General features: G+C 44.8%; 21 protein-coding genes. 8 read left to right on the top strand and 13 right to left on the bottom strand.

Annotated features, from left to right (window positions below):
- Positions 1-14: 14 nt before the first annotated feature.
- The 4 genes from FHS57_RS02395 (at position 15) to FHS57_RS02380 (ending at position 4283) form a co-directional block, all read left to right on the top strand.
- Complete coding sequence (locus tag FHS57_RS02395; RefSeq protein ID WP_183971247.1) at positions 15-743, top strand: hypothetical protein; 729 nt, start codon at positions 15-17, stop codon at positions 741-743.
- A gap of 65 nt (positions 744-808) precedes the next feature.
- Positions 809-2134 (top strand): M20/M25/M40 family metallo-hydrolase, encoded by a 1326-nt coding sequence (locus FHS57_RS02390; protein WP_183971246.1) that lies wholly within the window; start codon positions 809-811, stop codon positions 2132-2134.
- Positions 2135-2157: 23 nt separating this feature from the next.
- A complete protein-coding gene (locus FHS57_RS02385; protein ID WP_183971245.1) occupies positions 2158-3180 on the top strand; it encodes an alpha/beta hydrolase family protein in 1023 nt (340 codons plus the stop codon).
- Positions 3181-3197: 17 nt separating this feature from the next.
- Entirely contained in the window at positions 3198-4283 is a 1086-nt protein-coding gene (locus FHS57_RS02380; RefSeq protein WP_183971244.1) for a hypothetical protein, read from the top strand.
- Here the strand turns inward: FHS57_RS02380 and FHS57_RS02375 are convergent.
- The 6 genes from FHS57_RS02375 to FHS57_RS02350 all read right to left on the bottom strand — a co-directional run bounded on the left by FHS57_RS02375 (position 4276) and on the right by FHS57_RS02350 (position 8184).
- Positions 4276-4866 carry a Pycsar system effector family protein gene (locus tag FHS57_RS02375; RefSeq protein WP_183971243.1) on the bottom strand — a complete coding sequence of 197 codons (591 nt, stop codon included), beginning with the start codon at positions 4864-4866 and terminating at the stop codon, positions 4276-4278. The two genes, FHS57_RS02380 and FHS57_RS02375, sit on opposite strands and share 8 nt — an antisense overlap.
- 105 nt (positions 4867-4971) lie before the next feature.
- A complete protein-coding gene (locus tag FHS57_RS02370) occupies positions 4972-5427 on the bottom strand; it encodes a DinB family protein (RefSeq protein WP_183971242.1) in 456 nt (151 codons plus the stop codon).
- Between the two features lie 43 nt (positions 5428-5470).
- On the bottom strand, positions 5471-6472 hold the full coding sequence (locus tag FHS57_RS02365) for a 3-oxoacyl-ACP synthase III family protein (protein ID WP_028521797.1): 1002 nt from the start codon (positions 6470-6472) through the stop codon (positions 5471-5473).
- A gap of 66 nt (positions 6473-6538) precedes the next feature.
- Positions 6539-6790, bottom strand: a complete 252-nt coding sequence (gene purS / locus FHS57_RS02360; RefSeq protein WP_028521798.1) for a phosphoribosylformylglycinamidine synthase subunit PurS — start codon at positions 6788-6790, stop codon at positions 6539-6541.
- Between the two features lie 43 nt (positions 6791-6833).
- Positions 6834-7541, bottom strand: coding sequence for a CDP-diacylglycerol--serine O-phosphatidyltransferase (gene pssA / locus FHS57_RS02355; protein WP_028521799.1), 708 nt, complete (start codon positions 7539-7541; stop codon positions 6834-6836).
- Positions 7542-7545: 4 nt separating this feature from the next.
- Positions 7546-8184 carry an MBL fold metallo-hydrolase gene (locus FHS57_RS02350; RefSeq protein WP_183971241.1) on the bottom strand — a complete coding sequence of 213 codons (639 nt, stop codon included), beginning with the start codon at positions 8182-8184 and terminating at the stop codon, positions 7546-7548.
- A 59-nt stretch (positions 8185-8243) separates the two neighbouring features.
- On the opposite strand from FHS57_RS02350, the gene FHS57_RS02345 reads away from it, so the two are divergent.
- From FHS57_RS02345 to FHS57_RS02335, 3 genes are all read left to right on the top strand, one after another.
- Positions 8244-8993 carry an LOG family protein gene (locus FHS57_RS02345; protein WP_183971240.1) on the top strand — a complete coding sequence of 250 codons (750 nt, stop codon included), beginning with the start codon at positions 8244-8246 and terminating at the stop codon, positions 8991-8993.
- 125 nt (positions 8994-9118) lie between these two features.
- Entirely contained in the window at positions 9119-10204 is a 1086-nt protein-coding gene (locus tag FHS57_RS02340; RefSeq protein ID WP_229601237.1) for a GRAS family protein, read from the top strand.
- A 177-nt stretch (positions 10205-10381) separates the two neighbouring features.
- Complete coding sequence (locus FHS57_RS02335; RefSeq protein ID WP_183971239.1) at positions 10382-11512, top strand: pyridoxal phosphate-dependent aminotransferase; 1131 nt, start codon at positions 10382-10384, stop codon at positions 11510-11512.
- A gap of 16 nt (positions 11513-11528) precedes the next feature.
- Here the strand turns inward: FHS57_RS02335 and FHS57_RS02330 are convergent, their stop codons facing one another.
- From FHS57_RS02330 to FHS57_RS02310, 5 genes are all read right to left on the bottom strand, one after another.
- The gene (locus FHS57_RS02330; protein ID WP_028521804.1) at positions 11529-11897 is read right to left on the bottom strand and encodes an SxtJ family membrane protein; all 369 of its coding nucleotides are present in this window, start codon (positions 11895-11897) and stop codon (positions 11529-11531) included.
- Positions 11898-11972: 75 nt separating this feature from the next.
- On the bottom strand, positions 11973-12122 hold the full coding sequence (locus FHS57_RS02325; protein ID WP_164489795.1) for a DUF5989 family protein: 150 nt from the start codon (positions 12120-12122) through the stop codon (positions 11973-11975).
- Between the two features lie 109 nt (positions 12123-12231).
- Positions 12232-13299: a hypothetical protein gene (locus FHS57_RS02320; protein WP_183971238.1), complete on the bottom strand. Its 1068-nt coding sequence runs from the start codon at positions 13297-13299 to the stop codon at positions 12232-12234.
- The gene (locus FHS57_RS02315; protein ID WP_183971237.1) at positions 13283-14416 is read right to left on the bottom strand and encodes an SGNH/GDSL hydrolase family protein; all 1134 of its coding nucleotides are present in this window, start codon (positions 14414-14416) and stop codon (positions 13283-13285) included. The genes FHS57_RS02320 and FHS57_RS02315 overlap by 17 nt, the downstream gene beginning before the upstream one ends.
- 3 nt (positions 14417-14419) lie before the next feature.
- Positions 14420-16282, bottom strand: a complete 1863-nt coding sequence (locus FHS57_RS02310) for a carbamoyltransferase family protein (RefSeq protein ID WP_183971236.1) — start codon at positions 16280-16282, stop codon at positions 14420-14422.
- 127 nt (positions 16283-16409) lie between these two features.
- Between FHS57_RS02310 and FHS57_RS02305 the strand changes: the two genes are divergently transcribed.
- Complete coding sequence (locus FHS57_RS02305) at positions 16410-17285, top strand: Ppx/GppA phosphatase family protein (protein WP_183971235.1); 876 nt, start codon at positions 16410-16412, stop codon at positions 17283-17285.
- A gap of 290 nt (positions 17286-17575) precedes the next feature.
- Here the strand turns inward: FHS57_RS02305 and FHS57_RS02300 are convergent, their stop codons facing one another.
- Entirely contained in the window at positions 17576-18370 is a 795-nt protein-coding gene (locus FHS57_RS02300; RefSeq protein WP_183971234.1) for a sterol desaturase family protein, read from the bottom strand.
- 111 nt (positions 18371-18481) lie between these two features.
- Positions 18482-19441, bottom strand: a complete 960-nt coding sequence (locus FHS57_RS02295; protein ID WP_183971233.1) for an L-threonylcarbamoyladenylate synthase — start codon at positions 19439-19441, stop codon at positions 18482-18484.
- Positions 19442-19460 lie beyond the last annotated feature (19 nt).

Genomic DNA, 19460 nt, shown 5'->3' with positions numbered 1-19460 from the left:
ATACACCTTTACCTATGAAACTCGAAACCGCGCTATTTAAAAGGAGTCACTTCTACTTCGTTGGGTTCTTCCTGTTGATGGTCGGCGGGTTTTGGTTTAGTTATTTTTCCCGATTGCTAGACCAAGCCAATTATCGAATGCATACCCACGGCATCAGTCTCATTTTGTGGTGCGCTATGTTGGTTGTACAACCTTACCTGATTCGCCAAAAGAAAACGGCGTTACACCGCCAAATTGGGAAGTATTCGTACGTATTGGTTCCGTTGATTATCCTCACTACGTTGGATTTGCTCAAATTCCAAATTGACAAAAGCCAGGCGTTAGGAACCATGGAATATTTCTTTATCGCACTGGTAATCAACGCCCTCGTTGCTTTCCTAATTTTGTACGGTTTGGGGATTTATTACAAAAAGAAGGCAACCATTCACGCACGGTACTTGGTTTGTAGTGCTTTTCCCATGGTTACCCCCATTACCGACCGACTCATTGGTCATTTTGCCCGTGGGATTCGGGCTTATCTGCCTACATTAGAAGGATGGCCTATCACGCCCGTGGCAGGTTTTTTATTGGCCGACTTGCTGTTGATAGCGCTAAGTATTTGGGATTGGCGGTCGCACAAACGGCTGAATGTATTTCCACTTGCCCTCGGGATTCTTTTAGTCTATCATTACTCTGTGCTCAATTTCTACAAGTTTCCTTTTTGGCAAACGTTCTGTCAGTGGTTTTATGAGTTGAGTTTTTGATGGCTTATTTAAAAACATGTGTAGATTGCGGTAAAATTAGCGTACCATCTTTTTATTTCATCAATATGCTAAATCGTACCTCTACCTTCACATTGTTTACCTTGTTGAGTTGTTTTGTCTTTCTTCCAAAGCACGGAAATACCCAAGAAAACGGCGAAGGAAAAAGCGGAAAAGTAGAAAGCTCTTATTTGAAAGAAGTAGAGCAATTGGCCAAAACCAAGCCATTGCAAGCCGCGTTTCAGTCCATTCTAGACCAAACCCAGCGCAACCGAAACGAGCTTATCATGCTCACCGAAATTCCTGCGCCACCATTTATGGAAACCAAGCGCGGCGAACGCTTTGCCAGTATGCTCAAAGAAGCGGGTGCTGATTCGGTTTGGACGGATAAGGAAGGAAACGTACTCGCACTTCGCAAGGGAAAGAAACGCACGCGCACGGTTGCTTTTGACGCCCATTTGGACACCGTTTTTCCGCTCGAAACCAAGATTAAAGTAAGCAACAATGCCGATACGCTCTTTGCGCCAGGTATCGCCGATAACACCCGTGGCCTGGTTTTATTGTTGTCCGTAGTTCGGGCCTTGGAAGAGGCTAAGGTGGAAACCGAAGCGGATGTGCTGTTTGTGGGCTCAGTGGGCGAAGAAGGCTTAGGAGATTTGCGCGGTACCAAGTTTTTATTTACCGACCAAAGTCGTCGCATCGACTCTTGGATTGCCATCGACGGCGGCGAAACGGGCACGCTTATCAACATGGGTTTGGGTTCGTTTCGTTACCGTGTTACGTTTCGTGGCCCAGGCGGCCACTCGTGGGGCGCTTTTGGGCTGGCCAATCCGCAACACGCGCTCGGCTCGGCCATTCATTATTTTTCCAAAGCGGCGGATAAGTTTACGCGTTCGGGCGCTCGCACGAGCTACAACGTAGGGCGCATTGGCGGCGGGACATCGGTCAACTCGATTGCATTTGAGTCGTGGATGGAAGTCGATATGCGTTCTGAAATTCCCGAAAACCTCAACATGGTCGATTCGTTACTAAAAGCGTCCATTCAACAAGCCTTGGTGGAGCACAATGCCATGAAACGCATGGGGCCTGCCTTGACGGTAGAAATCAAAAAAATCGGCGACCGTCCTTCTGGCGAACTTCCCGAAAGTCTTCCACTCATTCAACGCGCCATGGCCGCTACTACCTATTTTGGGGTATCGCCTCGACTAACCCGTGGCTCGACCAACTCCAACGTGCCTATTTCCAAAGGAATACCTGCCATTACGCTCGGACAAGGCGGAAAAACGGGCAATAACCACGCCCTTAACGAGTGGTGGTACGACGAAAAAGACAGCTACAAAGCCATTCAACTTGCCTTGCTGACGCTTGTATCGGAAGCAGGTTTGGCCAAATAAAACGACCTAAACGCCCATTCATCATGAGAAAACTCTATTTTGTTTGTTTATTGTTCTTGACAACGTGGTCATTTGGACAAAGTTCCGACTTAAATGAACGCGTAAAAGCATTGGAAGACAAACTCCAATTTATGGAACAAGGTCTTACCAAGACCATCGACGACCTGCTTTGGTACGAAAAACTGGGCGATATCGCCATCATCGACAAAGTTCGGTACGCCAGCAAACCCCCACACGTGGTACGCAACCCCACTGGGCAAGGTGCCTACAATCCCGTGGTTATTCCTGCCTATACTTTTATTCCAAAAAAATACGCTGAGTCGAAAAAATTGCCGTTGATTGTGCTCATTCACGGCGGTGTTCACGGCGATTTCAATACGTTTTATGCCCACATCGTCCGCGAAATGGTTGAGCAAGGGTACATCATCATCGCTCCCGAATACCGAGGAAGCACGGGCTACGGAAGCACTTTTTACCGCCAAATCGACTACGGTGCCTATGAAAACGACGATGTGTTGGCAGGAAAACGCTGGGCCGTCGAAAACATGCCACAAGTCGATGCCGAACGCGTGGGAATTATGGGATGGAGCCACGGCGGGATGATTACGCTCATGAATATTTTTGACCATCCCGAAGATTACCGCGTTGCCTACGCTGGCGTGCCTGTCAGTGACTTGATTGCGCGCATGGGCTACAAAACCCAAAGCTATCGCAACGAGTTTTCATCGCCCAACCACATTGGGAAAGATGCCGCCGAAAACGTGGCCGAATACCGCCGCCGCTCGCCGCTTTGGAATGCTCAAAAACTGAAAACCCCACTTCTCATTCACACCAATACCAACGACGAGGACGTCAACGTACTGGAAGTAGAAGGACTTATCAACGCACTGAAAGCCAACGGTAAAAAATTTGAGTATAAAATTTACCAAGAAGCCCCAGGCGGGCATACGTTTAACCGCATTGACACAAAATTAGCCAAAGAATCGCGGCAAGAGATTTATCGCTTCCTGGCACCCCACCTTACACCGCCTAATCCTGTTAAATAATACAATCAGCCATTGCTATGAAACATTACCTCTATCTAGTTGCTTTTTGGGCCTGGTTTACTCCTTGCACTTTCGGCCAATCTGTTTCTTCCGACACGGCAAAAGTGGAAAAAAAGGCCAATTTTGGCCCGCTCTTTAAAAACGATGACGTCATCAAACTGCGCATTGTCACCAACATCAAGGCGCTCCAAAAAGACCGAGGCGCTTCTCCTTCCAATCACTGGGCCGAATTGTATTATGCCCGCAAAAAGAAAGGGGATTTAAAAATTCCTATCAAACTCAAAGTACGCGGCAACTTCCGCAAAGCAGCTAAAAACTGCATTTTTCCACCTTTGCTGTTGGATTTACCGCAAAAAAAAGACAAAAACTCCATCTTTGAGCGTCAAAATCGACTTAAACTTGTCACGCATTGCCAGAGCGAAGAATACATTTTCAACGAATACTTGGTCTATCGAATGTACAACCTGATTACAAATTACAGTTTTCGGGCGCGAATTGCCCAGGTAACGTACGAAGACTCGGCGGGGCTTCAAAAACCCGTAACAAGTTATGCGTTTTTGCTTGAAGACGAAGACGATATGGCCAAACGCAACAAAGCTAAAGATTATACAATCAAACAAATTCCGATGCCCCGCATTGATTCTCTTCAAATGGCGACGGTTGCGGTGTTTGAATACATGATTGGCAACACCGATTGGTCCGTGCCTTATTTGCACAATATCAAACTGTTAGCCCCCAAAGGAGGAAAATATCCGATTCCTGTTCCTTATGATTTTGACCATTCGGGTATTGTAGAGGCCAAATACGCCCAACCTGCCGAGCAATTGGAACTTGCCTCGGTGCGTGAGCGACTTTACCGAGGATTGACCTATCCGCCCGCTTTGCTCCAGCAGGTTTTTGCACGGTTTAAAGCCGCCAAACCCGAAATCTATGCGTTGTATCAAAACAACCCTCATCTAAAACCAGGCTACGTCAAACGCACCCTTCGCTATTTGGATGATTTTTATTCGATTATCGACAATCCTAAAGATGTAAAGCGCTTGCTGATTTATGGTGGGGGAAAACCACAGGCGGCGGGTGTTGTGATCAAAGGGCTTAACTAACCCCAAACAACACCACCAAAAAGCTAAGAAGAACCAACGGAAAACCAATCATAAACACCAAATAGGTGATTTTCAACAGACGATATTTACGTTCAATGACAAACCCTTGGGCGTAAATATTGTCAATCATCGTTTCTTTCACTCGTTCTTCTTCCGTCACCAGTTGCTTCATTGCTTCTTTGTACTCATCGCGCGATAGCGCCAAATAATCTCCGAAAAACAACAGGTCAATGTTTGATTTATCCAACGTCAGACGCTCGGCTTTTGAGCGTACCGACGGGCGGGTGGAAAGCAACGCCAAAGTGATAGTCGCAAGGCAAACGAGTACCAATAAAGTCATCGGCACCAATAACTGAGGATTGGACTCTACTTCACTCACCAAAAAAGTGATAACTACCGAAATGATGATAGAATTAATCGAAATCATCAAGCCCGCTTTTTGGTCGGCCATGGCACTGAGCTGAAGATGACTTGCCAACGTCGTCCGAAACATTGTTTCGGCGCTACGGCCTTCTTTTTTTTTCTTCTTCTTTTTCTCTTTCTTCGACTTGTCTTTTTCTTTGGGTTGTTCAAACTCTTCCATTGGTCTATTTTTTAAGTAACAGAGCAAAAGTTTTAGGGTGTTTTTTTAACGTAATCCGCTAATTTTGAACGGATAACAAATAACGGTTAACTTGTGCTTTAGCACCTAAGATTGACGCGCCCAAAGTATAAAGTCAGTCGATGGCACTTGCGACAATTCGGGTTTCAAAATGCTGATGATTTGTCCACGATGATAGGCCGCGTGGTGGCTCAAGTGCGTTAAAATATCACCTAACGACGACTGAAAAGTAGCACCAGTGGTGGTTTGGTACGTAATAATTTTATCAAAATCGGCTTCGTCGGTATCTTTTACAAAGCTTGACCATTTTTGGTAACTGTGTTCCAACGTTTCGGAAAGCCAAGCAACAGGTAAGACGTCCCACACGCCTACCACCAAATGATCATTGGCAACGCGTGTAAACCAAACCATTTGCGCATTGAGCACATGGCTCATCAGCGACAAAGCTCTTTCGGGAGGTGTTTCGAGCGATTCAATAGAAGCGACCAATTGGGCGTTGGCCCAACGTTCATAATCGAGAAGTCGGAGAAAATGCGTTTTCATGGAAACAAAAGCTATGATTACTTCGATAAGTTGCCCAGTACGATTACCATTTAATCAGTGCAGACGCCCACGTAAAACCGCTACCAAAAGCGGCTAAACAAACAAGGTCGCCTTCTTTGACGCGTCCTTCTTCCCAAGCTTCGGTAAGGGCAATTGGAATGGAAGCGGCGGTGGTATTACCGTATTTATGAATGTTGTTATAGACTTGGTCTTCGCGCAGGCCCATTTGCTGGCGAATGTACTCGCTGATACGAATATTCGCTTGGTGAGGTACCAGCAGCGAAATATCTTCGGGCTTGTAGCCATTGGCATCCAAGGCTTCGTTGATGGCTTCGGCAAAACGAACAACGGCGTGTTTGAAGACCGCGTTTCCGTTCATAATGACTTCAAATCCTCCCTCGTCCACCATCTCTTTGGTAGCCGAGCGAACTGGGCGGCTACTGCCTGGGTCTTTCACAAACAAATCTTCGGCAAAACGACCGTCGGCGTGTAAGTGCGTAGAAAGCACGCGATGGGTGGGGTCTTCGGTTGCTTGCACAACGGCAGCCCCTGCACCATCTCCAAAAATTACGGCAACGTTGCGGCCTTTATTGCTTTTATCAGTCCAAGTCGATTGAATCTCGGCTCCTATGACCAAAATCGTTTTATACGTACTGGTTTTGATAAATTGGTCGGCAATCGAAAGCGCATACACAAAACCCGAACATTGTTCCCGAATATCAATCACAGGAATACCAATGAGGTCGAGTTCGCGCTGCATCAAAAACGCCGAACCTGGAAAAAAATAGTCGGGCGTAATGGTGGCATATACAATCATGTCAACATCCGATGGCTGCAAACCCGCCCGTTCCAATGCCTGACGGGCCGCCGCAGTAGCCATGCTCGCGTTGGTATCTTTGCCGTAGGTAAAGTAACGACGTTCTTGAATCCCTGTCCGCTCACGAATCCACTGGTCAGAGGTATCCATCAGTTTGCTCAAGTCATCATTGGTTACTACGTTTTCGGGTACGTAAAAACCCAAACCTGTAATTTTGGAATATGGCATGATTGTAGGAGTATTAAATAACAAAAGGCAGAACTTCCTTCCGAACGTTCTGCCTTTATCGCTTCACTAAGCTTCTTTCAACGTGTAAGTATAGTCTTCCATAATCAAATTGGCCAACAATTTACTGCAAGCCGTTTCGACGAGTTGTTGGGCAGCAGCCTCTGAATCAGCGTCTAAACTCAAAGTGATGTGTTTGCCAATACGGACATCAGATACGTCGTCGATACCCAAATTATGAAGCCCGAGTTTAACGGCTTTCCCTTGTGGATCAAGGATTTCTTTTTGGGGCATGACGTTGATTTCGGCGATGAATTTCATAGAACTTAAAGCCCCCCACCCCCAATGGGGGAGATTTTGATTGTTAAGCCCCTTTTGGGGATTTGGGGGCTATGAATGAGAGTAAAATGTAAATACCGACTATCAGCGGAACAGCTGCAAATTTCAGCAAAATCAATAAAACCACCGACACCCCAAGGAAAATATATTTGAGTTGATTTTCTTTCCAACCAAAACTTTTGAATTTAAAGGCCAACAAAGGCACTTCCATGATCATCAAAAACGACATCACGAGCGTGTAGCCGATCAATACCGTTGGATTCACAATGATGGATTGAGACTCAGGATACATCCTAAGAATAAAAGGAAGCGAGGCCACTACAATGGCATTGGCGGGAGTGGGTACCCCAATAAACGAATCGGCTTGGCGGGTATCAATGTTGAATTTGGCCAAACGCAAGGCCGAAAAAACTGCCAGTAAAAACGCCACGAAGGACACCAACATCCCCTCAATTTCGATGGAATCATTGGTACGTTCGAGGTATTGAAACACAATCATGGAAGGCAAAACACCGAACGTTACCATGTCGGCCAATGAATCCAATTCTTTGCCAATGGGCGAGGATTGATTTAAAAGTCGCGCGGCAAAGCCATCAAAAAAGTCCAACACCGCAGCCAAAAATATCAAGGCTCCCGCTAATAACAAATCACCCCGAAAGCTGAACACGATACCTAAGCATCCACAAAGTAGATTGCCGCAGGTCATCAAATTGGGAATCGTAAAAAGGCGCATACGTTTATTTCAAAAAAGGATTATAACGGCGTTCGTAGCCGATGGTGGTGGGTTCCATGTGCCCTGCATATACTTGATAGTCGTCGTCGAGCGTAAAAAACTTGGTACGAATGCTGTTCAGGAGAGCTGCATGGTCGCACAAAGGAAAATCGGTACGGCCTATGCTTCCTTTAAACAACACATCGCCACCAATGACAAATTTTTGCGGATGACAAATAAAGGCAATGTGCCCTGGTGCGTGACCTGGCACAAAAACCACGTCCAACGACGACTGTCCAAACGTCACTTTGTCTCCTTCATCCAAAAACGCATCGGCCTCTACGGGTTCAAAACCAGGAATTCCCCATAACTTACAGCGGCTTTCGACCGCCTCCAATACAGGCAATTCTTTTTTGTGCATGTACATTTTTACGCCATATTTACGCTTCACAAATGCACTCCCGAAGACATGGTCCAAATGCGCATGAGTTTGGAGTAAAGCGGTCACTTTTAATCCTTTTTCAGTAATAAAATTAGCCAATGTTTCCTTTTCCGACTGCATCAAACAACCTGGGTCGATGATGACCGCTTCCTTGGTCTCGTCATAAAGAACGTAGGTATTTTCTGAAAAAGGAGAAAAAACAAAAGAAGTGATTTGAATCATAGTAGTTAAGCTATTCTGCCGCTAAGTTACTAAAGTATTTCCGAAACCAGACGAGTTCTATGCCCAATCCACCTTTCCCTCCGCCCTTCCTCGACCAACGCACGGGCGACTACTATTTAGAAGGCCCCAAAAGCCGTCGATTTGAGTTTTTGTTTGTGCTCGAAGTTTTTTGGGAATTTCTGAAAGGAATCCGTGCCCTGCACTTTGTTGGCCCTTGTGTCACGGTTTTTGGGTCGGCAAGGTTCAAAGAAGGAAGTGAACACTACGAACAAGCCCGTGAGATGGGTCGGCGCATTGCCCAAGAACTTGGCCTTACCGTGATGACAGGCGGTGGGCCTGGCATCATGGAAGCCGCCAACCGTGGGGCGTTTGAAGCAGGCGGGCGTTCGGTGGGTTGCAATATCATTCTTCCGCACGAACAAAGTGAAAACCCTTACATGCACAAATGGGTAAAAATCAAGTACTTTTTCATTCGTAAGGTACTTTTGGTCAAATATTCCTACGCTTTTGTGATTATGCCTGGCGGCGTAGGCACCATGGACGAACTGTTTGAAACCCTAACGCTTATTCAAACGGGGACGATTCAGAACTTTCCGATGGTATTGATTGGAAAATCTTACTATGAGCCACTGATTGAAATGCTCCAAAAGATGATTGACAAAGGAACCATTTCTCCTGATGACCTTAATTTGCTCAAAATCACCGATGACTTGGAAGAAGCGACTCAGCACATCCAAAGTTATTTGAAGGCAAATTTTAAAATCCAACGCCGCCGTCGTCCTATCTGGTGGTTGTTTGAAAAGAGTTAGCGGTTCATTTTCATTTTTTCCCTATTCAATGGCAAATATCAACGCCTTGGCAACTCAGTTTTGAACCTTAGGAGGCATTGGTTGTAGCTTTGAACCATCAAACAAAAACACAACCGCGCTCGACAATGGACTTTCTCGCAACTACCGCCTTGACTTCTTTACATGACCTAGCTAGTCGGATGCCTCATTCGCTCACCGAAGCTGATAATCAAACCCTTAGCGACATTTATTTTGAGTCAGTCGAAGATTTAGAAAACCCCGAGTCACTGTTCAATTACACGCTTACGAAAGCCATGCGTAAGCACACTACAGGTACACAAAGCCAAGAACATATTTATTTACAACGTTTTGAAATTCCCCAAATTCGTTTGTTTGAATTGTTGATTCAACAATTTCCATTGGCAAATTTGAGCCAACATTGCACCAATACTTTATTGATTGACGCCCTCGCCCAGCACACGCATCCCGTCTTGATGGACATCGGTATCGGAACTGGTTTTCAGGTGGCTAACATCATTGAAGGGTTGTCTAAAAAAGAAAACAGCAACGTCAAGCACCTAACTGTCGTTGGCATTGAGCCATTTGCAGATGCCGTGACGACTGCCCACGAAAATGTAAAACGCGGAAGTGCCCAAGCCCCATTCACGGTTGAATTGGTAACGGAAGTCGCATTTATCGAAAACTATACCTTGGAAACGCTGCAAGCACTTCTCCCCGCGCAACACGACGGAATTTATGCCAACGCCTCGTTTGCCTTACACCATATTCAACACGCTTCGCAACGTAAAACGGTGTTTGAATTACTAAAAACGCTCGGTATTAAAGCATTGGCCTTGAGCGAACCCAATTCAAACCATTATGAACCCAATTACCAGCGTCGCTTCCAAAATTGCGTCAATCACTACGGCGCGTTGTTCAGAATTATTGATACCCTCGACATAACCAATACGGAAAAAGCAGCGTTGAAACTGTTCTTTAGCCGTGAAATCGACGATGTTCTGGGCAATTCGGAGGAAGTTCGCGTAGAAAAACACTACGCCACTGAGCAATGGGAACAACTGCTGACCGAAACTGGATTCCAACTTGAAAAACGCGAGGCTCAGTTCCAATACACCCACCTCAACGGAACAGATTTGCAAACCGACCTGCCCAATCGCTACGCCACGGTCTTTGAAGGAGAAGAAATTACAAGTCTTTTCTGGGCTGTTTAATCATTTTATTGTTTTACCCGCAGATTTCGCAGAATTATTACCCGCGGAGTAGCGCAGAAACGGTCAGCGAAAATCTGCGCCAATTAGCGGGTAAAACTTTCAACAACCTTAGCTGACGATAAGCCATACTAAACGCTTCAAATAACTCTCTGAACCTTTTTCTAACATAACAGAACCATGAACTCAATTGCACAACTGGCGGTACCCCGCGAGATACGGAAATCATTTGCCTTTACTCCACAAACTATCTCAGTCGAAACACCTGAAACTGTCGCTCGGCTTCACTGCAACGAAACGCCTTTCGATTTACCCGAAGCATTAAAGCAGCAGTTGACCGCCAAAATGGCATCGTTGGCCTGGAATCACTATCCCGATTTTCACAATACCGCACTCAAAGCGCTCATTGCCCAACAAGCCAATGTAACCTCTGAAAACATACTCTTGGGAAATGGTTCTTCACAACTCATCCAACAAATCGTCAGCTGCTTTTCGAAGGTATTTTCGACGGCCATTCTCGAAAGCCCTACGTTTACGTTTTACCACCAAGTATGTCAAAACGAACGGATGAGCTATAAAGAATGGATATTGTCACCAAACACGGGTTTTGACCTAGCGTCTTTTCCTCAAGTGACGGAGCCTGCGTTGGTGGTGTTAACCTCTCCCAACAACCCAACGGGCGCAACACTTCCGTTGGCAGAGCTTCAAACATTGCTAGAAAAACACCCCGAATGTGTCTTTGTAATTGATGAAGCTTACGGTGATTTTGGGGGCGAAACGGCACTTTCATTGGTACAACACTATGCCAACTTACTCGTACTCCGTACATTTTCAAAAGGGTACGGCTTACCTAGTGTTCGTTTTGGTTATGCCGCTGGCAACGCAGCTCTTATCCAATTAGTGAAGAAATATACGATTCCTTTTACGGTCAATTGTTTTACGGAAGTTATTGTTTCAGAAGCGCTTACCAACGCGGAGTTTATCAAATTCCAGCAAGCCAATATCCAACGTATCAACAACTTGCGCGATTTTGTTTATCAGCTTATCGACGAAGTGGCTACCCCTCATACGTTTTCAGTTCAGCCTTCAGCGGCCAACTTTTTGTTGCTCCGTTTTCACGATGAGGATTTATATAACAACCTCAAATTTGCCCTCCAAGCCAATCGTATTTTGGTAGGTTATCCGCTCCAAAACTGCCTCCGCCTTACCATTGGCACCGAAGTAGAAATGCACCGAGTGGTACGTCTCCTTAAAAAAACGATGGCGCAGCATAAAAGCCGCGCCATCGAAACAAATGTTGTCTGTAACTAAGCAAAAGGGAAGCTAACTACCAAATTTGCTCCAAATCTTTGGGTGTATAAGTATGATTTCTTTCTGCATACACCGTATTTGAATCTGGGCGTTTTACGTTCATTGGATTTTTGGTAGAAAGGCGATAAAGTGTCGCAATCGGCCACAAAAACACGTAAAAGAGAACCGTCAAAATAACGCGTGAGTTAAACCAGCCAAGTCCTTCCGCGATTTTAAACCAGATTTTAACGATAAAATCGCCAACGATTGGGATAAAAATGCTGATAAGTCCCACTGCCCCTGCCGCATACAAAAGATACGTAGCTGCATTTTTGAAAATAAACGAAAACACCACCAGCCCAGTAACAATCACCAACTGGGCTTTACTTTTTTCTGCTTCTGACATTTTTAGGGAAAAAGTTATCTGTTATCCGTTACTGGTTATTAGGAAGTCTGATAACCAATAACGGATAACATTCAATTAAAACAATGTATAAATGAAAGGTGCTACGGCCGAGCCACCACCAATCACGATGATGATACCAATCAATAACAAAAGGATGATCATTGGAGCTAACCACCATTTTTTACGCTCGCTCAAGAACGCCAACAAGTCTTTTAGAAAATCCATTTTTTTAAAACGTTTTTATAGTGCAAATTTAATCGTTGTTACTAGCCTAGCCGAGGTTTTGCGTAACCCTCTGACGCCCGCAAAAATAACCAATATTACGATAACCAACTCAATATGAGCTGCGAATCATATTGTTTTTCAAAACATAGGAGGCCACATTATTGGCAAACACCCGACTACCATCGTCCGTCAAATGGCAAATATCACAGAAATTTCGGCCTTCACGCGGCAAAAGTGGCATCATATCTAGGTAATATACACCCTTGTTCTCGTTCGCAATTTGTTGCATCATGGCGCGGTGGGTCAAAATTCCTTTCTCTACTGCCAAGGGCGTTCCCCACGTCCGAATAGGCGATGATAAATCACAGCCCGCATAATCCCATTCTTGATCTTTAAAATTTGATTTACGCCATTTTTCGGGGATGTAATAGGTAAAGTTCACCAAAATAAGTGGCTCTTTACGCGCCTGTGCTGTTGCTACAATCTGACTTAGATTTTTTCGATACGTAGGGGCGGTTTTAACGTCAAACGCTTCCGAATAAAAGCGTTCGTCGGGAGTATCGTTGATAAAATACCGTTTCCCCACAAGCGTAGAGGCGTAATTTAAGAACAAGTGAACCGTAAACGGAATCACTGTATAACGCATCTCAGGGTGTTGTTTTATCAAAGCTATGTCGTGGTACCAGCGCACGTGGGTATAATCAGAGCGGAACAACGATGCGGGTACATTGTTGAAACGGGTCTCGTTAATCCCTTCATAAAAAACCACCAAATCGAAGCGTTTGTCTCCCAACATCTTGTATTTATACAAGTTGTCGTTGGTATTATGACCCAAATTGGCTAAGTTAAAATACCGAACTTTAGACGTATTTAGTCCTTTTCGTAGCGAATCTTGCAGATAGCGAGCTACTTTACTCCTCCATTCATCAGCCACAACCGACCCACCCAAAATAAGCACATCCAACGAATCATTATCCGTTGAAATAGTCGAATTTTGAACGAGTTTCAATTCCTTATAAAAATGTTCCTCAACGGCCAAGTCGGGTCTAACAAAAGGAATTTCTTTGCTGATTTTCAGGGTTAGACGAAAAGCTAGTTCGCAAAAAAGCCCAATCAATACGATGGTAATTAATGCAAACAAACCTTTCTGCCTCACACTGTTACGGGGTGCTTGCATGAATCTGTTTATATAATAAGTCGGCAATCAACGCATTTACTTTGGCGCTTGCATGACCGTCGTTTTTACCCACAATTCGCTCCTTTGGGGGAATACTGCCCAAATGATCGCTAAGGCGAACGACTGGAATTTTCTGATTAATGAAAAAGTCTTCAATAGGCTTGGTATAACCATTGCTTTTTTCAACGTTCTGTAAAAACGGCACCATCACCACGTACATGGGAGCGTTGTTTTGGCGCGCATAATCCACAATTTTCTGTAAGTCACGCAAGTGTGGGTTCAGAATCGTTGTGTCGGTGTATGATTTTTGAACAAAATCGGTAATCGACGCAGGAGGCATGTGCGGAAATTGCCAATAGAGGTAGTTGGGAAAATAAAAACGCATCACCAGCGAACCTGCTCCTGGAATTTTAATGTCATCGTAAGGTTGAAACTGTGCCAAAGTCAATTTAGCATCGCGCGCCGCTTTCTCAATGTCGTTCGGAAAATACTCCAGCACCAATACTTCGGGCTTTACGGGAAACTTCTGCAAACGCTGAAACTCATCGCGCGTGTCTGAACCTGAAACCCCTAAATTGTAAACAGCGTAGTTATCTGCTCCGAGCTTTTGTTCTAATTGGTCAGAGAAACGATCTTCCGTATTTTCCAATCCGTGCCCCGCCGCAAACGAGTCTCCCAAAACCAATACCTTCTTTTTCTTTTCGGCGTTTGTTTTAGGAAAATCGCGGTAACCCTCAGCTGTGATGGGACGCCAGTATTTGGCAAACCAAATCTGAGAGGCTTTGCTAAGGTCACCTTCGTGGCTTTGCGAAATAAACATGAAGGTTATTTCCAACAATCCCACCAACCAAACCACCATAATCCCCAAGGTGGCGATGTTAGCGATAATCTTGTTACTTTTTTCGTTTTTGATTACTCCGTAATAAAACATGCGGAGCAATTCTACCAGCACCAAAAGCAAGGTCATGGCCTTGGCAAGGCGAATGTAGAAGTTATCAACTAACCCTGCATAGGGGTAGTCAAATTTGATATTCCATTTGTCAGGGAAAAACAACAAGACAAATGGAATACCAAGCAATAAAAGTCTAAAAACAGACGTGACGAGTTTTGAAGTCATTTTTTAATCGAGGACAAACTCTTCTTTCCAGTTATCGGTATCTTGCCACTCAGGCTGTTGACGTTTGTCAAACAAATAGTTACCTACCACCAAGTAGTCCATTTCGGTACGCATGAAACAGCGGTAGGCATCATTTGGCGTGCTAACGATAGGCTCCCCACGTACGTTGAAACTGGTGTTTACGATTACTCCGTAGCCTGTCAACTTCTCAAAATCGCTAATAAGCTGGTAGTAGCGTGGGTTGGTATCTTGGTGAACAGTCTGAATCCGTGCCGAGAAGTCGATGTGGGTAATCGATGGCAAATCAGAGCGCAAATAATAAAGCTTGTTACGCAAGTCGAATCCATCAAAGTCTTTTGGCAAAGGTTTGCGACGCGAATCTTTGACAGGGTGAACCAGCAACATATAAGGCGAAATTCCCTCGTAGTCGAAATAATCACCTACTTTTTCGGCCAACACCGAAGGCGCAAACGGACGGAACGACTCGCGGTATTTGATTTTTACGTTGAGTTTTTTCTGCATTTCGGCATTACGTGGATCGCCCAAAATACTACGCGCTCCCAACGCCCGTGGTCCAAATTCCATACGGCCTTGCACCCAACCTACTACGTTTCCATCTGCCAAAATCTGAGCAACTTCTTTGGTTAAGTCGTCCAATTTGTCAAAATGCTTAAACGAAGCTTTGTATTTTTTCGCGACAAGCTCCACGTCGATGTCAGAGAAAGTAGGCCCTAAATAAGAACCTCTCATGGCATCACGCGTGTAGTTAATGACGCGTTTTTGGTCAAAATAAATATAATAACCCGTCAAAGCAGCTCCTAATGCCCCACCAGCATCACCTGCGGCAGGTTGGATATATACTTCTTTGAAAACGTTCGATTTTTGTAATTTTCCGTTCGATACGCAGTTGAGTGCTACCCCACCCGCTAGGCACAAATAATCGGCTCCTGTGAGGCGTTTGGCTTCTTGTGCCATTTTCACTACCACCTCTTCGGTCACGCGCTGAATCGCCAACCCAAGGTTACAGTGATGGGCTTCGAGCGGGTCTTCAGGACGGCGGGTCTTCATGCCAAACATGCGCTCCCACTCACCTTCGTTTACCATTTTTAAACCTGTTGCATAATCAAAATAGCGTTGGTCTAACCAAATAGAGCCATCTTCTTTGATTTCAATCAGTTCTTTTTTAATGGTCTCGATGTATTTATCAACTTCGGGAGCAGTGGGGTTGCCGTAAGGCGCCAATCCCATCAATTTGTACTCTCCCGAGTTTACTCTAAATCCTAAGAAGTACGTAAAAGCAGAATACAACAACCCCAACGAGTGCGGAAACCGCAATTCTTTGAGAATTGACATCTTGTTTCCTTCACCCAAACAGATAGAAGCGGTAGCCCACTCACCCACCCCGTCGATGGTCAAGACTGCTGCCTTTTCGTAGGGAGATGGATAGTAAGCACTTGCTGCGTGCGATAAGTGGTGCTCAGGGAACAGAAGCTTAACGGGCTTCTTTTTGTCGTAACCTATTTTTTCTAATTCCTCGTTGATAAGGCGCTTCAAGAACATTTTTTCTTTGATCCACACAGGAATCGCCGTAATAAATGACTTCAACCCCTTAGGAGCAAAGGTATAATAGGTTTCGAGCAAGCGCTCAAATTTCAAAAGGGGCTTGTCATAGAAGACAATAGCGTCCAATTCATTGAGGGTAGTCCCACCGTACTCTAAACAGTATTTGACCGCATTGGTAGGGAAATTAGGGTCATGTTTTTTACGAGTGAAACGCTCTTCTTGTGCTGCTGCTACAATTTCGCCGTTATCGATGAGGGCGGCTGCGGAGTCGTGATAAAATGCTGAAATTCCAAGGATTTTCATTCAACCAGAATTATATAAGGCAACAAAACTACGCAGGATTACCTAATATTTCAAAAAATTAGGAAATAGGTTATTTAATGGTAGCTCTTTCCCGTTTACTTTTGCAGAAACTTAAATTGAGACAAAATTGAAAATAGCAGCAATTGATATTGGCTCAAACGCGGCACGTTTGCAAATTTCATCGGTTCTGAAAGATGGAGGTTACACCAGTTTCAAAAAGGTAGAGTACGTCCGCTTTCCACTCCGCTTGGGGCATGATGTGTTTACATACGGTAGTCTAACCCCCGAAAGCCAAGAACGCACCATCAAACTCATGAAGTGTTACAAGCTGTTGCTAGAGCTTCATGACGTGGAAGGATACATGGCTTGCGCTACCTCCGCCATGCGCGAATCGGCCAATGGGCACGAGGTAGTTGAACGCATCGCCCATGAAACAGGGATAAAAATCCACATCATCGACGGCAGCAAAGAGGCCGAACTTATCAATAATGTGGTGGTTCAGGCCCTGGTAGATGGCCAATACCTGCACATCGACGTTGGGGGTGGGAGTACGGAGCTAAACCTGTATTTTAACCGTCAAAAAGTGGCTTCTAAGTCCTTTAAGATTGGTTCAGTACGGCTGCTAGAAGGCAAAGAAAGCAAAGGCGCTTGGCAAAAAATGGAACGCTGGATTGAAGAAAACGTGGACAGCTATGAGCCTGTAAAGGCGGTAGGAACAGGCGGCAACATTTCTAAGCTTTTTAACTTGGTCTCAAAAACGTCCGATAACGCTACGTCTGTCGAGGAACTTGCTCGAATGCGCAACTACATTGCTTCCTTCAGCCAAGAAGACCGCGTCCATAAACTTCGCCTTAACGCCGACCGCGCGGACGTCATCGTACCTGCTTCCGACATCTACATTTCGGTGATGAAGTGGGCGGGAGCCTCCGAAATTATCGTTCCTGATTTGGGACTAAAAGATGGAATTATCCAGTTGGTGTACGAAAATTTGTGTAAAAAATAGCGGGCTTGATTCAAAAAGTTTACACAAAGATAACCTTGACTTGTACAAAGAGGCTGTCTATTTGGGGTACAAATAAATGCAAGATTAATCAGCATTCATTCCAAACCACATAGATCACATTAGAATAAACACATAGAAAATGGAGATAACAGCCGCTTAGGACTTTAGATTTGTCTTCTATGTGAAAAATCTAAGTGAGCTATGTGGTTTTCTGCAAAATTGCGTACACTTTATTCTACTATGATGTAGCCCTCTGGAGCCATAAATAGTAGTTCTATGCTTTAATGCGTTCAAGCTGATTCGCCCACTTGGGAAGTCTTTTTATCAAAAAGTTTGTCGTAATCAGGGCTTTCGGTTTTACCCCATTTATCCCAAAAGGTAAAATACAGTCCGTAGTTGTACTTAAACTGCGAATGGTGTAGGCTATGGTGCGTCGCACCTATCCACCATTTGCCAAACCAATGCCGATGAAAATCGCGCGGATAAAGCTCCGTATTCAGGTGATTGATAACGCTCGTAGTAGTCATTATGAGCAAAATAACCACAATTGCGCTGTAATGCAGGGGAATCACAAACGTCAACGCAGGCAGAACTAACGCCTGTAAAATACTCTCTGTCGGGTGAAAAGAAAAAGACGTCCACGCGGAGGTAGTGATGCTATCGTGGTGGGCTTTGTGCACCCATTTATATACCTTTGGAAGGTGCATCCAGCGGTGGAGCCAGTAGTAATACGTTTCATGCAAAAACAAAACTAAGCCAATACTAAACACAAACCACAGAATAGAATATTGGCTAAAATCAGTATAAATTTTTGTATATCCCTTCTGCCAAAGCACCACCATGGCCGTGCCTACAACGGCAAAAATAACCGATGTAATAAACGAAAAGCCAATTTCGCGCCAATGCTGTTCGGGACGACGAGGTCGTAAATTGACTTCTCTTGGCTGAAAATAAGCTTGGTATTTTACTTTAAACAAGTAGTAAAACAAGGCAGCAATGAGCACATAACGCCCAAAAATGCCTAAAAACATATAGAAAGCCGTTTGGGCAAAAATATCGGGCTGGGCAAAATCAATGGTTTCCATGTTTTTCTAACAACAACAAGTCAATAAGTGTTTGACTGTAACACTATAAAAACTGCCTTAATTATCCGACTTTGAAGTTCATAAAAGGGACAAAGTGTCCAATAAAGCATTTCACTCTCGAACCGCTGCTCGTCGGATACGATCATTGATGGCTCGGCCTAAATCTTTTTCGGGCAAAAGTTCAGTACAAATCACCTCAACCTCAAGTGCATCAAGTTGGCGCATGTATGCAAAAAGGTGCTTGGCCGCCTCAGCATAACTCCCCGATGACGATAAAATGCGCTGGTGCTCGGCAGGAACGAGCGGAGACGTTTTTTTGAAGGTCAAATATCCTACTTTTTGAGCGTCATACGCTTTCACCACCTCCTCCAAAGCATTAATAAAGAGCGGTTTTCGGGGAGAATAATGGCTTTTTAACATACCTGGCGCTTTGGGATTGGAACTTGAATGTGCCACCAAACGGACGGGACCCACTACGTTTTCGATGGCCTCTACCGATGCTCCACCCAACCGATACACCACCGTTTCTTCTTCTTCAAAACCCACAATCGTCGATTCAATTCCTACTTGACTGGCACCTCCATCCAAAATGTAAGGTATTTTTTTACCCAACTGTTTCTCAACGTGCTGCGCCGAGGTCGGGCTAATGTAGCCAAAAGGATTGGCACTGGGTGCTGCCAATGGAAAATCAAGTTCGGAGAGTAACTCCAGCGTCAGAGGATGGTTCGGAATACGTACCGCCACCGTTCCTAACCCCGACGTTACCAAATCAGAAATGGCTTCTGACTTTGGCAAAAGCAGCGTCAATGGCCCAGGCCAGAATGCTTCGGCCAATTGCTGGGCTTTGGGTGGGAAATCAGCCACAAACGTTTTGACTTTCTCCAACGAATTAGTATGCACAATCAGTGGATCAAATTGTGGACGATTTTTAACCTTAAAAATTTGAAGAACAGCGTCATCATTCAACGCATTTCCTGCCAAACCATAGACCGTTTCGGTCGGAATTCCCACCACTTCCCCCGCTTCAAGGAGTTTTTTTACTGCTAAAATATCTGTTCCTATCATTGCCATGCTGCAAAGTTAGCGGAGA

Source organism: Runella defluvii, from assembly GCF_014195535.1.
GTDB lineage: Bacteria > Bacteroidota > Bacteroidia > Cytophagales > Spirosomataceae > Runella > Runella defluvii.
This window is presented reverse-complemented; position numbering and strand designations above follow the sequence as displayed.

What these genes read in the sequence shown, in the direction of transcription:
- FHS57_RS02395 (WP_183971247.1), top strand. Translation starts at nt 15, where the DNA reads ATGAAACTCGAAACCGCGCTATTTAAAAGGAGTCACTTCTACTTCGTT.
- FHS57_RS02390 (WP_183971246.1), top strand. Translation starts at nt 809, where the DNA reads ATGCTAAATCGTACCTCTACCTTCACATTGTTTACCTTGTTGAGTTGT.
- FHS57_RS02385 (WP_183971245.1), top strand. Translation starts at nt 2,158, where the DNA reads ATGAGAAAACTCTATTTTGTTTGTTTATTGTTCTTGACAACGTGGTCA.
- FHS57_RS02380 (WP_183971244.1), top strand. Translation starts at nt 3,198, where the DNA reads ATGAAACATTACCTCTATCTAGTTGCTTTTTGGGCCTGGTTTACTCCT.
- FHS57_RS02375 (WP_183971243.1), bottom strand. Translation starts at nt 4,866, where the DNA reads ATGGAAGAGTTTGAACAACCCAAAGAAAAAGACAAGTCGAAGAAAGAG.
- FHS57_RS02370 (WP_183971242.1), bottom strand. Translation starts at nt 5,427, where the DNA reads ATGAAAACGCATTTTCTCCGACTTCTCGATTATGAACGTTGGGCCAAC.
- FHS57_RS02365 (WP_028521797.1), bottom strand. Translation starts at nt 6,472, where the DNA reads ATGCCATATTCCAAAATTACAGGTTTGGGTTTTTACGTACCCGAAAAC.
- purS (WP_028521798.1), bottom strand. Translation starts at nt 6,790, where the DNA reads ATGAAATTCATCGCCGAAATCAACGTCATGCCCCAAAAAGAAATCCTT.
- pssA (WP_028521799.1), bottom strand. Translation starts at nt 7,541, where the DNA reads ATGCGCCTTTTTACGATTCCCAATTTGATGACCTGCGGCAATCTACTT.
- FHS57_RS02350 (WP_183971241.1), bottom strand. Translation starts at nt 8,184, where the DNA reads ATGATTCAAATCACTTCTTTTGTTTTTTCTCCTTTTTCAGAAAATACC.
- FHS57_RS02345 (WP_183971240.1), top strand. Translation starts at nt 8,244, where the DNA reads ATGCCCAATCCACCTTTCCCTCCGCCCTTCCTCGACCAACGCACGGGC.
- FHS57_RS02340 (WP_229601237.1), top strand. Translation starts at nt 9,119, where the DNA reads ATGGACTTTCTCGCAACTACCGCCTTGACTTCTTTACATGACCTAGCT.
- FHS57_RS02335 (WP_183971239.1), top strand. Translation starts at nt 10,382, where the DNA reads ATGAACTCAATTGCACAACTGGCGGTACCCCGCGAGATACGGAAATCA.
- FHS57_RS02330 (WP_028521804.1), bottom strand. Translation starts at nt 11,897, where the DNA reads ATGTCAGAAGCAGAAAAAAGTAAAGCCCAGTTGGTGATTGTTACTGGG.
- FHS57_RS02325 (WP_164489795.1), bottom strand. Translation starts at nt 12,122, where the DNA reads ATGGATTTTCTAAAAGACTTGTTGGCGTTCTTGAGCGAGCGTAAAAAA.
- FHS57_RS02320 (WP_183971238.1), bottom strand. Translation starts at nt 13,299, where the DNA reads ATGCAAGCACCCCGTAACAGTGTGAGGCAGAAAGGTTTGTTTGCATTA.
- FHS57_RS02315 (WP_183971237.1), bottom strand. Translation starts at nt 14,416, where the DNA reads ATGACTTCAAAACTCGTCACGTCTGTTTTTAGACTTTTATTGCTTGGT.
- FHS57_RS02310 (WP_183971236.1), bottom strand. Translation starts at nt 16,282, where the DNA reads ATGAAAATCCTTGGAATTTCAGCATTTTATCACGACTCCGCAGCCGCC.
- FHS57_RS02300 (WP_183971234.1), bottom strand. Translation starts at nt 18,370, where the DNA reads ATGGAAACCATTGATTTTGCCCAGCCCGATATTTTTGCCCAAACGGCT.
- FHS57_RS02295 (WP_183971233.1), bottom strand. Translation starts at nt 19,441, where the DNA reads ATGGCAATGATAGGAACAGATATTTTAGCAGTAAAAAAACTCCTTGAA.